General features: G+C 60.0%; 10 protein-coding genes. 4 read left to right on the top strand and 6 right to left on the bottom strand.

Annotation, left to right across the window (positions count from 1 at the left end; all coding sequences use genetic code 11):
- Window positions 1–163 precede the first annotated feature (163 nt).
- The 6 genes from TBK1r_RS14190 to TBK1r_RS14215 all read right to left on the bottom strand — a co-directional run bounded on the left by TBK1r_RS14190 (window position 164) and on the right by TBK1r_RS14215 (window position 8,360).
- Window positions 164–1,657 carry a sulfatase gene (locus TBK1r_RS14190; RefSeq protein ID WP_419581340.1) on the bottom strand — a complete coding sequence of 498 codons (1,494 nt, stop codon included), beginning with the start codon at window positions 1,655–1,657 and terminating at the stop codon, window positions 164–166.
- Complete coding sequence (locus TBK1r_RS14195) at window positions 1,654–3,249, bottom strand: sodium:solute symporter family protein (RefSeq protein WP_145211651.1); 1,596 nt, start codon at window positions 3,247–3,249, stop codon at window positions 1,654–1,656. Before TBK1r_RS14195 ends, TBK1r_RS14190 begins: the two co-directional genes overlap by 4 nt.
- Complete coding sequence (locus tag TBK1r_RS14200) at window positions 3,249–4,694, bottom strand: sulfatase (RefSeq protein ID WP_145211654.1); 1,446 nt, start codon at window positions 4,692–4,694, stop codon at window positions 3,249–3,251. Before TBK1r_RS14200 ends, TBK1r_RS14195 begins: the two co-directional genes overlap by 1 nt.
- Before the next feature lie 146 nt (window positions 4,695–4,840).
- On the bottom strand, window positions 4,841–5,794 hold the full coding sequence (locus TBK1r_RS14205) for a dihydrodipicolinate synthase family protein (RefSeq protein ID WP_419581341.1): 954 nt from the start codon (window positions 5,792–5,794) through the stop codon (window positions 4,841–4,843).
- The gene (locus tag TBK1r_RS14210; RefSeq protein ID WP_145211660.1) at window positions 5,791–6,492 is read right to left on the bottom strand and encodes a GntR family transcriptional regulator; all 702 of its coding nucleotides are present in this window, start codon (window positions 6,490–6,492) and stop codon (window positions 5,791–5,793) included. The genes TBK1r_RS14205 and TBK1r_RS14210 overlap by 4 nt, the downstream gene beginning before the upstream one ends.
- Before the next feature lie 1,094 nt (window positions 6,493–7,586).
- Entirely contained in the window at window positions 7,587–8,360 is a 774-nt protein-coding gene (locus TBK1r_RS14215; protein WP_419581342.1) for a gamma-glutamyl-gamma-aminobutyrate hydrolase family protein, read from the bottom strand.
- A gap of 860 nt (window positions 8,361–9,220) precedes the next feature.
- Here TBK1r_RS14215 and TBK1r_RS14220 point away from each other — a divergent pair.
- The 4 genes from TBK1r_RS14220 to miaB all read left to right on the top strand — a co-directional run bounded on the left by TBK1r_RS14220 (window position 9,221) and on the right by miaB (window position 14,205).
- On the top strand, window positions 9,221–10,333 hold the full coding sequence (locus tag TBK1r_RS14220) for a 3-oxoacyl-ACP synthase III (RefSeq protein ID WP_145211664.1): 1,113 nt from the start codon (window positions 9,221–9,223) through the stop codon (window positions 10,331–10,333).
- A 228-nt stretch (window positions 10,334–10,561) separates the two neighbouring features.
- Window positions 10,562–11,170: a 30S ribosomal protein S4 gene (gene rpsD, locus TBK1r_RS14225; RefSeq protein WP_095741361.1), complete on the top strand. Its 609-nt coding sequence runs from the start codon at window positions 10,562–10,564 to the stop codon at window positions 11,168–11,170.
- Window positions 11,171–11,349: 179 nt separating this feature from the next.
- On the top strand, window positions 11,350–12,792 hold the full coding sequence (lpdA, locus tag TBK1r_RS14230; protein WP_145211667.1) for a dihydrolipoyl dehydrogenase: 1,443 nt from the start codon (window positions 11,350–11,352) through the stop codon (window positions 12,790–12,792).
- Window positions 12,793–12,795: 3 nt separating this feature from the next.
- The gene (miaB, locus tag TBK1r_RS14235) at window positions 12,796–14,205 is read left to right on the top strand and encodes a tRNA (N6-isopentenyl adenosine(37)-C2)-methylthiotransferase MiaB (RefSeq protein WP_145211670.1); all 1,410 of its coding nucleotides are present in this window, start codon (window positions 12,796–12,798) and stop codon (window positions 14,203–14,205) included.
- The last annotated feature ends 136 nt before the right edge of the window (window positions 14,206–14,341 follow it).

A 14,341-nucleotide genomic window follows, 5' to 3' on the forward strand; every position in this document is an offset into this window, starting at 1 on the left:
TGGAAGGCGGGAGGGAGCAAGGAAGGGATAACGATGGGAAGGTTGGGTTGAATGGTTTGGCTGGAGGGAGCGGTGGGAAGGCAGAATGATACGGGGCAGAATGATACGGGGCAGAATGATGAGGTGGGGAGTGATGGCGTGATCGCATGACCGGGCATGGCAATCATTCTGCCTCTTTTTGTCCAGGCGGTGCTGCCATCCGGGCCTGCATGGATTTCAGCTCCATTTGCAACTCACCGCGTAACGCGTGCGCGATCTCGGCAGCCGAATCAGAAAGGTCGTGTTGTTCTCCGGGGTCGGATGCTAAATCGTACAGCTCGACGCGATCGTCTTCGGCAAACCAGAGCAGTTTGTGCTGATCGCGGCGAAGTGCGGATTGGGGGCGGGTTTGACTGACACAAAAATCGTCGATGCCGATCGTCTGCTTCGCATTCTTGTACCCGCGTTCGGGATGGTAGTAGGGAAAGTGCCAGATCAGACTGCGATCAGTCGGCTGGGATGTCCCTTGCAACACGCCTCGAATCGATTCACCGTCAACGCTGTCGACCGTACCGCCGGCGACGTCAACGAAGGTCGGCAACAAGTCATAGCCGATCACCGGCGCATCCGACTCACTCGCCGCGTCGATCTCGCCCGGCCATCTGGCGATCATCGGCACGCGAATCCCGCCCTCGTAAAGGTTCCATTTCGAACCCCGCAGCGGTGCGTTGGAAACGTATTCGGGATGACCACCGTTATCCGACATGAATACGACCAAGGTCTGATCCGCTTGCCCCGAGGCGTCCAGGGCATCGAGCATTTGACCGACGTGATGGTCCAGTGTCTGCAAGAACGCGGCGTAGGTGACACGTCGGTCACGATGGGGGATACCTTGCGGGATGACTCGATCGAATCGGTCGACCAGCCACTTGCATGGCGTTTTGACGGGTGTGTGCACGTAAAACGATGATGCCATCGCGAAAAACGGTCGGTCCCGTTTCTCGACCAAATAATCGCAGACTCGGTCGACCATCGAATCCGACGCGTACTCGCCTTCGCGCTCAATGCTCGCCACGGGAGACCGCTTCCACGAATACGGGTGCGTGCCAAAGTCTTCGACGGCAATTTCAAATCCCTGTGCCGCCGGACCGTGCGTCGGACTCCAGCCGAGGTATCCGCCGTGATGCTGATTGAGGTGCCATTTGCCGAAGAACGCGGTTTCGTAACCGAGTCCGCTCAAATGCTCGGCGATCGAGGTTTCCTGCAGCGGCAGATTCAAGGTCAACGGCGGTGCTTGCAGCATCGTCGTCCCCTCGATCTTCTGAAACCCCGGTTGATCCTTGGTGACAAATTCAAACCCCAGCCGAGCCGTCGTCTTGCCCGTCAACAAACTCGCTCGCGATGCGCTGCAAATCGGCGCCGACGCGTAGCCGTGGGTCAACCGCATGCCTTGCCCAGCCAATCGATCGATGTGGGGCGTCTGGTGCCAGGGGTGCCCGTAGCATCCCAGGTCTGCCCAGGCCAGATCGTCAACCAGAATGAACAGAATGTTGGGCTGGTCCGTCAGGTTGGGCCGGTCGGTTGCTTGGGAAAAACAACGCGTCGATCCCGTCATCACGACAAACAGAGCCGCCATCGACAGCGGTCCCATTGCAATCTTCAAAATCCATTGCCTCACTGCACCGCTCTCCCACGAGAAACAACCAAACCGAGCGTCACCATCACTGCCGGGCCGAACACGATGACCAGAAACGGGTGGAACGGACTGGCGATCGATTCGAACGCCATCGGCCAGTAGGCGGTTTTTGAGAACGTCATCCAAGCGATCAAGACGACGCCGGCGGCGAGAATCAGAATCGCCGGGCGTTCCCGCAGTCTCGGCGAGGTGGTTCCCAACAAAAACAGTCCGATGATCGCCGCGCCGAGGACCCCCGACAGCGTCCACCAGATGTCCAACACGCTATTGGTCAACCGCACCAGAATCAACGCCACGATCGTCCCAAGAGCCCCCCAGACCAACGTCGCCGATCGCAACACGAGCATGCTGGCCTGGTCGCTGGAATCGGGCCGCAACAGCCGCTTGTAAAAGTCGCTCATCACCAACGTTGCCGAAGAGTTGAGCCCGGTCGACACGGTGCTCATCGCCGCGGCGAACACGGCCGCGATCAGCAACCCCCGCGCTCCCACCGGTAAATTCGCCGCGATGAAATGGGGAAAGACGCGATCGCCCAAGTCGGTTTGCGATAACCCGTCGGCCGTGGTTTGCAATTGATCTTGATAATCAGCGGATTCCGGATCGACACCGGCTTGCATCAGCTTTTGACTCGCCACGATGTTCCGCACCGCGTCCATGTCTTCGGGATGATTTTGATAGTGGGCGTACAATGCCGTTCCGATAAACAGGAACAGCGCGCTGACGGGAACGTACAGCAACGCCCCCAACCAAATGCTTTTTGCGGCTTCCCGATCGCTGCTGGAGGCGATGTATCGTTGGACGTAACTCTGGTCGATGCCAAAGTTCTTGAGGTTTTCGAACAACCCGTAGGCCAACACGATCCACAGGGTCGGCGTGGCCCACTCCGTCACCGATCGACTGCCCAGCGAAAACTTGCCTTCGGCCGTTGCGACTTCAAACACTTGTCCTGGACCATCGGGCATCCCCATCAACAAGATCACCAACGCCAGCAAGGCACCGCCGAGCAACACGAAGGCCTGGATCGCATCGGCCCAGATGACCGCGGTGATGCCGCCGATGAAGGAATACGCCGTCACGATCACGCCGGTCACCAGAATCAGCGTGCGTATGTCCCAGCCGAACAGGATCGCCATCGGCAAGGCCATCAAGTACATCACCACGCCGATGCGGGCGACCTGAAACAACAAGTAAAACGCACTGGCAAACAAACGGGCCCACAATCCGAACCGGTGTTCCAACAAGGAATACGCGCTGACTTCACCGGACGCCCGGTACATCGGCAAAAAGTACCGCACCGCAATCCAAGCGGCCGGAGGCAGGGCGAGTGAAAAGGCAAACGCATTCCAATTGTCCACAAACGCCTTTCCGGGCAATGCCAGGTAGCTGATGCTGCTCAGATAGGTCGCGAAGATCGACATGCCGCACAGCCATCCCGGTAACGACCGCCCGCCCGCGGTGAAGTCGTCGGCCGATTTGTTGCGCCGCCAAAACACCAAACCGATCGCCAGAATGCCGACGAAGTAAACGATCAGCACGAACCAGTCGATGCCCGTAAAGAATGTCGCTGCGATCATCACTGTCCTTTCGGCTCCCCCGCCATTGAGTTCAAGACCGCTCGCAACTGCGAAAGATGTTTCTGGTAGTCGCCGTCGTCGGCACGGTTGACCGATTCGGATGGATCCACGTCGTGATCATACAGTTCCACCCCGACCAATTCGCCACCCGCCGATGATCCGTCTTCGCTGGAACGCCATTCGGTGTAACGAAAGCGCGGAGTCCGGATGCTGTGGCCCATCGCTTTCATCGATTTGCCGTAGTAAGACGGACGGGGGTGCTGAGTCAGTGCGGCCGGCTTGACCTGCACGGCGTCACCATCGATCAACGGCCGCAGACTGACGCCTTCGATTCCACTCGGTTCGTCCAGACCGCAGAGGTCGGTGATCGTCGGGTAGAGGTCCAGCAATTCCACGATCGCATCGGTCTGCTTCACCGCCACACCCTGCGGCGGCGCGATGATCAGAGGCACGCGGGCGTCGAGTTCAAAATTGGACGTCTTGCACCACAGCGTGTGATCGCCAAGCTGGAACCCGTGGTCGGACCAGAACACGATCAGAGTTCGCTCGGTCAAACCCAAACGATCCAACTCACTGAGCAGCCGACCGACTTGCGCGTCCATGTAGCTGATCGCGGCAAGGTAACCGTGACGCAGCTCTTGCTCGTCGTCCTTGCTCAACGTCGCCGGTTTGCTTTTGCCCAACAGTTCCTGACTGTTGTGCCAGGCGATTCGCGGCGTCCCGACCGGCCATTGCGGGCAATCCGGCCCAGTGATCTCGTCACGATCGTACAGATCCCAATACTTCTTGGGCGCATTGAACGGCAAATGCGGCTTCCAAAATCCGACCGCTAAAAAGAACGGCTGTTGCGACGTCGCGCGTTCCCGCATCGCATCGAGTGCCAGCGTCGTGATCCGCCCATCAAAATAGGCGTCGTCGGGCACGTCACGGCACTCGCACCGAATCGCTTCGGCGAAGTCGCGAGGAAGCTGCCCTTCAACTTGAGGCACATCGTGTCGGTGGGAATCAAAATGCATCACCGCCGGCACGCTCCAAGAATCCGGATCGCCGTGAATTTCGGTCGCCCAGTTGTGAAAGATCTTGCCGATGTTCTGGGCGAAATAGCCGTTCTGTTTGAAATACTGCGGCAGCGTCACGACGTCGGGAATCGCGTCACGAAAGTGCTTGGTCAAGTTGTACTGGGCCAGCGTGTTCGGCCGCCGACCGGTGAGCAGACTGCTGCGTGAGGGATTGCAAAGTGCTTGAGCGCAATACGCCCGATCAAACCGAGTGCCCCGCGCGGCCAAACGATCCAGATGCGGCGTCTTGACCAACGGGTGACCATAGCAACCCAGATCACAGCGCAAATCATCCGCCGCAATGAACAGCACGTTGGGACGATCAACCGCCGCAGCCTGCGACGTGATCGCCAACGTCAACCAAAAGATGAAAAACGTTCGAATCATTGGGTCTTGGGTACTCAGTACTAAATTTCAAATTTCAAATTTCTCATCATTCTGCCCCATCATTCTGCCACTCATCATTCTGCCACTCATCATTCTGCCCCCATCGTCTTGCCCCCATCGTCTTGCCCCCATCGTCTTGCCACTCTTCACTCCGCCTTCCCCAACACCCCGATTTCTCTCAACACTGCCGCGACTTGTTCGCGTTGCGGTTCGAGGAACCGATTGAAGGGATCGGCGGGCAGGTCTTCGCAAATGCCGATCAGTGAGAGTGCGGATTTGGTGGCTTTGATGTGTCGCGACGCGTACTTGCCGATCTCGTAGATCTCTTGGAACTTCAAGATCGTTGCCAGGGCGGCATCGGCTGCTTCCGCGTCATCGGCGACGAGGGCCTTGTAGCAATCGACAAAGACGCTGGGCATGACATTGGCGCCCCCGTTAACACCGCCATCACCTCCCAGCGCGATCGCCTGGGGCAACAGGGCTTCCGGGCCGATCAAGACCTGCCAGTCCGCGCGAATTGATTTCAATTGACACAGTTTTTCAAAGTACTCCAGGTCCCCGCTGCTGTCCTTGACGCCGATGATCGAAGGGATCTCCGACAGTCGTTTCAGCGTCTCGATTTCAAACCAGACCTTCGTCAGTCCCGGCATGTTGTAGAGCATCAACGGCAGGGGAATTTTCGGCGCGATACTCTGCACGTAGCGTGTCAGTTCGGTCTGACCGGCGGGAAAATAATAAGGCGTCGTCAGCACCGCGGCGTCGGCACCGCATTGGGCGGCATACTCGGCCAGGGTTACGGTTTCGACGTACGCAGTGTCGGTCACTCCGACCAGTACCGGCACGCGCCCGCCGACGATGCGAACCGATTCGGCGATCATCTCGCGGCGCAACCGGTAACTTAAACTCGGAGCCTCCCCGGTGGTCCCCAAAATGAACACCCCCGCCACGCCGCCGTCGATCACGTGGTCCAACAAACGCTGCAACCCGGCGCCGTCCAACTCGTCACGTGCCGCCAGCGGTGTGACCAACGGTGGCACGATCCCCTGGAGCGAAATCGGGCTGGAGGCCGAAACCGATTGTCCACTTGCATGATCTGTCACGACACTTCCCATCGATTGGTTTCCCTGGATTCAATTTCTTGCAGCGTCAACTGAAGCCCCGATGCGATGTGACGCTGCATCGCATCGCGGGCGCGTTCGGGGTCCCTGGATCGGATCCCGTCAAAGATTGCGGCGTGATCGTCGCACGTCGACTCCATGATCGCGGCGTCATAGGCGTGCCGCTCGGCGGCGAAGACACGGACCAGGGCGTTGAAACTTTCGCTCGACCGGACCATCGTTTGGTTGCCGGTCGCGTCGATGATCAACATATGGAATCCGAGGTCCGCGCGTTCAAACTCCGCCGTGTCACGCTTACCGGCTTGTCGGTTTTTCGTTTTTGCGACCTTGCCGGCGATCGTCCGCATCCGCCCCAGCGCCCGACCGATCGCGGCGATCTGAGCCTCGCTGGCGCGTTCGGCGGCTTTGGCTGCCGCGTATGGCTCGATGGCTTCGCGCATTTCGTACAGTTCGACCAACTCGTCGGGATTGATCGTGCGAACGACGGCCCCGAGCTGCGGGACCAGTTCGACGAATCCTTCGTTGGCCAACAACCCCATGGCTTCGCGAACCGGCGTGGCGCTGATCCCGAGTTCCTGTCCGATCGGTCCGTAGCGAATCCGGCTGCCCGGCGCGAACTCACCGGCGATCAGCCGCGAGCGGAGGTTTTGGTAGGCCAGTTGGGCGTGGGTGGAAGTCACGGCGACACTCAGGTTTGTAGAGGTCTATAGACTTTACCAGAACCGCGGCGCCACGCAAGCGACCGACGAGACAAGGCAACGCGGTGAAGCATCGATTCGCGACAGGCCGCGAGCCCTCCGGTATTGCAACGGGCTTTCACGCCGAGACCGGACGGCTCGCGCCGTTCCGCTAACATCTGCAGTACGTGGGCTGCCCCCGAACGGGGTCAAAGCCAGTAGCCGGAGGTGAGCGGAGCGACACCTCCGGATATCCGGTCCCCGGAACGACACGGCCGCGTCCGGCAACGCTGTGAAGCACTTTTTAGCGGTAGGGCGCGAGCCCTCCGGTGCTTCGGGAACGACGAGGGACCAGAGGGCTTGCGCTGGGCTGCTAAAAGTTCGGGGTTGACGACCTTATTCCTTTGCGCTGGTTTCATTCCAAAAATGTCCGGCACCCGTTTCCCCGTTGCAGGACACGGAGCAAGATATTGAAAATTGCAAAATGAAAACTTCCAATTGCAAATTTGCATTTTTCAATTTTCAATTTGCAATCTTCCGTCCGTCCAGATTCCTCACGACCCATCGTGTCTCGGCTGAAGCGAGGCCGAGCGGTGACGAAATCAAACGGAAGCGAAGTCGCGTAAACCGAACAGAGTGTCAACACCAACGTTTTAGCGGTCCAGGCTTGCGCCCTGCCGCTAACACCTCGTCAAACGCAGGGAATAAACGGCTTTGCGGAGGTGGCGCTGCGCTGACCTCCGGCTACTCGCTGCCATCCCTTCGGGACGTCGATTGTATTACTGAGCTCTGTTCAACCCCGTTGGGGTTGGCGGCCGGTTGGCGACCGGAACTTGGGGTGCGCGGGCGCGACCCCAAGCTTTGATGTGGCACGCCGCTGGCGTGCGGGCCGCAGGAGCGGTTGCCGCTCGCGAGTCGTTCCCACAACGCGGTACGGCGAGAAATTCGTCAGTCATACAATCGACGTCCTTCGGGATACTCGGTTCGCTGGCGCGAACCGGCTGGTATCGCTCGCACTATCAGCCGTTTGACGCGAGCCTGTCGGGCGGGAGAGATGACAGGTCGAAGGCCGATCCCACGAAAGCGTCGTCTGGCGCTCAGGCAACCAGACGGAGTTTTTCGGCTTCTTGCTCTTTGGCCGCGCAGATGCCTTCGATGAACTCTTCGAAGATGCGGACGTCCAGCGCCGAGGCGGCGGCACATTCGGGGTGGAACTGGGTTCCGACCGCGAACCAATCCATCATTTCGCTTTCGATGGCTTCGATCACACCATCGGGGCAGCGGGCGGTCACGCGGAAACCCGGTGCGACTTCATCGATCGCCATGTGGTGGCGACTGCTGACACGAATCTCACCGTCGCCAAAGACGCGGCCGACCAGCGAATCACCTTCGACTTCCAGGGTGTGTCGGTGGTTGGGGTCATGGGGGTCCAGGTGCGGAACCGCCGCCGGCAAGTCTTCTTTGATGTGCAGGAACAGGTTGCCGCCCTGTTGAATGTTCAACAGTTGCATGCCGGCACCGATCGCCAGCAATGGGATGCGACGCTCGGCGATTTCTGCGACCAAGTGGCGGTCGCTGGTTTCGCGGACCGGATCCATCGGGCGAACGCTCGAATGCAACATGAAGCCGTCGTTGCGCGGATCCAGGTCTCCGCCACCGATCATCATGAAGCCTTCAACGTGATCCAGAATCCGGGCGATCGATTCGGGGTCGTCCATCGGAGGCACGACGACCGGAATGCCACCGGCCGAAAGAATCGATTGAAAATAGCCCGCCGCCAGATAGGCGAACCCGGGTTTGCTGCGGTCAGCAGCTTTAAAATCACAATTGATACCAATGATCGGCTTGGTAACCAGGGCTTCGTTTGACATCCGACGTTTCCTCATAAAAGTCGCAAAATCCAAGAATGACAACGCAGCCGCGTGCTGCGTCAAAAAATGGGTGCACGGTTACCTGGAAGAACGCCCCGCCACTTCGGCTCGACGCAAACAATGCGTCGGTCGGAGGTGACGGGAAGCAGGAAAACGCAGCGGCAAAGCGGTTGCGAGTGAACCGGGATTGCCAAACCGAACTGCCGAGTCGGGGTGAGTCCGCTGAACTCGATGAATAGAAGAGCGATAAGAATCCATCTTGGAATCCATAGTGATCGTCCTTAATCAGGACCGCCCCGGCGGTATCGGCTCTGGGTCAGAGGCCGGCGACGTTTCGCAAGCCTCTCCGAGCGGTGCGAAAAGTAGCGGCAATTTTCACTGGTTCCAAACAATCTCTACATCTTGTGCAAAGTGACGTGTGCTAGCACGACAGGCAGTGCTAGCAAAGCGCTTTTTTGCTATCAAAGCGGCGTTCAGAGGCGGATGGCTCCCGGAAGCAACCCGGTATCAACCCGGAACGCGACCGGAACGCCAGGCTGAACATCGTTTCCGCGGGATTGGCCCGTAGGCTCGCGACAAACGGCTGATCATCAACCGACATCAGCCGGTTCGCGTCAGCGTCCGGGCGCCGCCGCTCTCAATCGACAAGGTTCAAACCAGGACGAGGCCCGTACGCTGGCGTGAGATGGCTCATCCCGCGTGCGATCCGATTCAACCAACAGGCCACCGACGGCCTCCGCGACGCCTCTCCCTGAGAATGCTGCTGGGGTAGACTACCGCAACTCAGCTGGAACCGAGCGGAAGAGAATCAGGCCTGGCGATACAACCGACGAAAATTCAACCGAGAAGGAAACGCGTCCGTGAAATTTGAAAACGTTCGACTGGCGGCGATCGGCGCGTTGGTCCCCGACGAGGTTTGGTCGAGTGACCAGATCGAACAGCGTCTGCAACCGCTCTACCAGCGTCTGAAGCTGCCCGAAGGCCGACTGGAGCTGATGTCGGGAATCGCCCAGCGCCGTGTCTGGCCGGTGGGGACTGTCCCCAGTGGCCCCAGCATCGAAGCGGGGAAACTGGCCGTCCAGGCTGCCGGGCTGGGCGTCGAATCGATCGGCTGCCTGATCCACGCCAGCGTGTGCCGTGATTTCCTGGAGCCGGCGACGGCATCGCGGGTGCACCACGGGATCGGGCTGTCCTCGGATTGCTGGGTCTATGACGTCTCCAATGCCTGCCTGGGCCTGATCAACGGCGCGATTCAGATTGCGATGATGATCCAGAGCGGCGCGATCGATGCCGGGATAGTGGTGGGCACCGAAAACAGCCGGATGCTGCTCGAATCGACGATCCAGGCCCTCAACGGGGACACGTCGCTGCGGCGCAAGGACATCAAGGGCGCGTTTGCGTCATTGACGATCGGATCGGGCAGTTGTGCCTGGCTGCTGACCCACGAGCGTTTGGCGCCCGAGGCGACCGCGATCGAGGTCGGCATCGCCGAGGCCCGCACCCGGTTTCACGATCTGTGCGTCAGCGACAGCGACTCGGCCGGCGCGGAGATGCAACCGCTGATGGAGACCGATTCGGAGCAGCTGATGGCCGAGGGGATTGCCACGGGGGCGGCGGCTTTTGAAAAACTGTTGGCCGAAAGCGGCTGGGATCGCGGGTCGATCGAGCGAACGGTTTGCCACCAGGTCGGGACCCGCCATCGGGTGGCGATGCTGGAATCGATGGGGCTTTCCACGGAGCGGGATAGCGTTTCGTTTCCCCAGCTCGGCAACACGGGCTCGGTTGCCCTGCCGCTGACGGTCGCGTCGGCGGCCGCGCAGGGCGACCTGACGGCGGGGGACCGGGTAGCGATGTTGGGGATCGGGTCGGGGATCAACAGCGTGATGCTGGCGGCCCGCTGGGGCAGCACTGCGATCGCGGGAAACATCAAAGCGATTCAAAATGTCCCGTTGGCCTTGAAAATCCCGAGCTGAGCGGCGACACTCTGCCGCTTCCCAAAACCGACGCGCGACCGCCCTCGGAGAATCGTCTCTCCGGGTGAAATCAGCGGATCGCGCCGGCAGCGTTTCGATCGGTATCAATCCACCGTTCGTCCCGCAGCCCGACCCCCTTTTATTGATCTGTAGCGGTCCACCCGCGGCTTGGTTTTATGCCGATCCGTCAGTGGGGCCGATTGCGGACACCCAGGAGAATCACCGTCTATGGCTCGTTACACCGGCCCTAAAGCACGCGTCAACCGTCGACTCGGCACCCTGATTTATGAAACCGCGGGTGCCGCTCGCGCCCTCGACCGCCGCAACACGCCGCCCGGGATGCATGTCCGCGGCCGTCGCCCGAGTAACTACGGTGCGGCATTGCAAGAAAAGCAAAAGATCAAGCACTATTACGGGTTGGGCGAACGCCAGCTGCGTCGCTACTTTGACGCCGTCGGTCGCAAGTCTGGCAACACCGGTGAGCTGTTGTTGCTGATGTGCGAGCGTCGGTTGGACAACGTGGTTCGCCGAGTCGGATTCACCAAGACCCGTCCCCAGGCCCGTCAGGGCGTCGCGCATGGCCACTTCCTGGTCAACGGCGTGAAGGTCGACAAGCCCAGCTACATCCTGCGTCCGGGCGACATTGTCGAAGTCCGCAATCGCGAGAACCTGAAGAACCTGTACCGGGGTGTGATCGCCAACGCGGCCCCCGATGCACTGGACTGGGTGGCGTTTGACAGCGAAAGCTTGAAGGCGACGATGCTGGGGTTGCCCGGTGCGAGCGACATCAGCTTGCCGGTCGACGCGAACGCCGTCGTCGAATTCCTGTCTCGTTAATCAAATCGGTGTGGCGTCCAGCTTGCCTTCACGGGGTTTCGCAGGCTGGAAGCATACGCCCATTTGCGGTTTGACAGTACAATTCAGCTTCCGTCGCGGACGCCTCGGCGTCCGTTCTTTTTTGCTCCGACGGTGGTCTTTGAAACCAACAGTCTTCCTCGCCAATCGAATAGAGAAAAATGCATTGTCCCGTTGTTGTCTTGGGCGGTGGTCCCGGTGGTTATGCGGCCGCGTTTCTGGCCGCCGATGAAGGATTGGACGTCACCATTGTCGAAGCGGAACCCCGACTCGGCGGGACCTGCTTGTTGCGTGGATGTATCCCCAGCAAGGCGCTACTGCACGTCGCCAAAGTGATCCACGAAGTGGACGACTTGAGAGCCAATTGGGGCGTGGAATACTCCGGCAAGCCGACGATCGACATCGACAAGGTGCGTGCCCGCAAGGACCAGGTGATTTCCAACCTGACCGGCGGACTGGGCAATCTGGCCAAGCGTCGCAACGTCACCGTGATCCAAGCCCGCGGCAGCTTTGTCAACTCGACCACGTTGCAATTGGAAGGCGACCACGAATCGATTCCCGTCGGCGGGCAACTGACCTTCGACCACTGCATCCTGGCCACCGGCAGTGTCCCCGCGATGCCGCCGGCGTTCAACATCGGCAGCGACCGCGTGATGGACAGTACCGGTGCATTGGCGCTGGCCGACATCCCCGAATCGATGCTGGTCGTCGGCGGCGGCTACATCGGATTGGAAATGGGCAGCGTGTACGCCCATCTGGGTTCCAAGGTCACGGTCGTCGAATTGGCCGACGGCTTGTTGCCCGGAGCGGATCGCGATCTTGTCAAACCGCTGGCCAAACGCATCGACAAACTATGCGAAGGCCGTGTGCTGACGAACACCAAGGTCGGCTCGTTGACCGAAGTCGGCGACAAGATCGAAGTGACGTTTGAAGGGCCGGCCCATTTCGGGCACGAGCAGTTTGATCGAGTGCTGATCAGCATCGGCCGACGTCCGGTCACCCGCGGCCTGGGACTGGAAAACACCTCCGTCGTTATCAACGAGCGGGGCTTCGTCGAATGCGACGACCGACAACGCACGGCCGACCCGCACATCCTGGCGATCGGTGACGTCGCCGGGGATCCGATGCTCGCCCACAAAGCGACACACGAAGGCCGGGTGGCCGCCGAAGTCCTGGCCGGGAAAGCCGCCAGCTTTGACAAGAAAGCGATCCCGGCGGTGGTGTTCACCGATCCCGAGATCGCTTGGGCTGGCATCACCGAAACCGAAGCCAAGCGAGACGGTGTGAAGGTCTCGGTGGAAGTCTATCCCTGGGCGGCGAGCGGACGGGCTCAGGCTCTGGGGATCACCGAAGGGTTGACCAAGTGGCTGGTCGACCCAGACTCCGGACGCGTGATCGGTTGTGGGATCGTCGGATCAGGGGCCGGTGAATTGATCGCCGAAGCCGTCTTGGCGATCGAAATGGGATGCGAAGTCCATGACGTGACCGAAAGCGTGCACCCGCACCCGACGCTCAGCGAAACGTTGATGAACGCCGGTGAAGTGCACTTCGGCACCGCCACCGAAATTTTCAAACCCAAACGAAAACCTGCGTCAGTGGGTTAATCCATGACACAACGCGTCTACATCAAAACCGTCGGCTGCCAGATGAACGTGCTGGACAGCGAAATGGTCATCGCTGACTTGAAACGTCACGGCTACACCGTCGTGGACTCGCACGAAGATGCGGACTGCGTGCTGTACAACACCTGCAGCGTCCGCGAGCATGCCGAGGAAAAGGTCTACAGCGCGTTGGGCAAGATCCGTGAATCCAAAAAGGATCATCCGGACAAACTGATCGGCGTGATGGGCTGCATGGCCCAGAAGGATCAGGAGATCATTTTCAAGCGTGCGCCCTACGTCGACATGGTCGTCGGTCCGGGGCAATTGCACACGATCCCAGATCTGCTAACCAAATTGCGAAACGGCGAAGGCCGTCAGATGGCGGTCTCGCTGGGCCGCAAGGACGACAAGCAAGCCGTCGTCGCGCGGAGCCACGAAACGTTCGACCCGCTCCGTGATCCCACGATGCGGCCGACCCCGTTTCAGGCGTACCTGCGGATCCAGATCGGTTGCGATAAGTTTTGCACCTACTGTGTCGTCCCCAACACACGCGGCCCCGAGCAAGGACGTCCGCCCCGGCAAATCATCTCCGAGGCGCAAGTGCTGGCTGAACAGGGATGCCGCGAGATCACGCTGCTCGGTCAAACCGTCAACAGCTACAAGTATTCCGCCGATGGCGAAACGACGGACATGACGTCGCTGTTGGAAATGCTGCACGAGGTCGATGGGATCGAGCGGATCAAGTTCGTCACCAATTACCCCAAAGACATGACCGAGCGGTTGTTGGTGGCCGTCCGCGACCTGCCGAAGGTCTCGCCGTATTTGCACGTGCCCGCCCAGAGCGGCAGCGATGACGTGCTCAAACGCATGAAACGCGGCTACACGATCGCCGACTACATGGAGATGTTCGAGCGGATCGAGCGGATCTTGCCCGAGGCCGCCGTCAGCAGCGACTTCATCGTCGGGTTCTGCGGCGAGACCGACGAGGACTTTGAAAAATCCGTCGCGTTGGTCGAACGTTGTCGCTTCAAGAACAGCTTCATCTTCCAATACAGCGTCCGGCCCGGCACCAAGGCCGCCGAACGATTGGAAGACGACGTCCCTCGCGAGGTCAAAGCCGAGCGGAACCATCGCTTGCTGGAAGTCCAGAACCGGATCGCGAAAGAAGAAAACGCCAAAATGATCGGCCGCGAGGTTCAGGTGTTGGTCGAAGGCCCCAGCAAAAAAGCCGCCGACGCCGATGCAGACAGCCCCGTCGTTCAAATGACCGGGCGGACCCCCTGTGATCGCATCGTCGTGTTCGACGGCAACCGTCGCCAGGCGGGGCAGTTGCTGGACATCCATGTCGACGACGTCAGCAGCCACACCTTGATCGGCCGTGTCAAAACGGTCGACGTCGTCTCGATCGGGTTGTAGTGGTGGCTCAGCCAGGTTCAAAACTCGAAACGCACCGCAGCGCCGAGCGGATGTTCGAGAAAGCCGATCGCGCTGTTGCGGTGCGATTGGTCCGAATTGCCGTTGAGGGATCGAGGGCCCGTAGGCTGGCGCCGAA

Origin of the sequence: Stieleria magnilauensis, assembly GCA_007753675.1 — a bacterium.
GTDB classification, from domain to species: domain Bacteria; phylum Planctomycetota; class Planctomycetia; order Pirellulales; family Pirellulaceae; genus Stieleria; species Stieleria magnilauensis.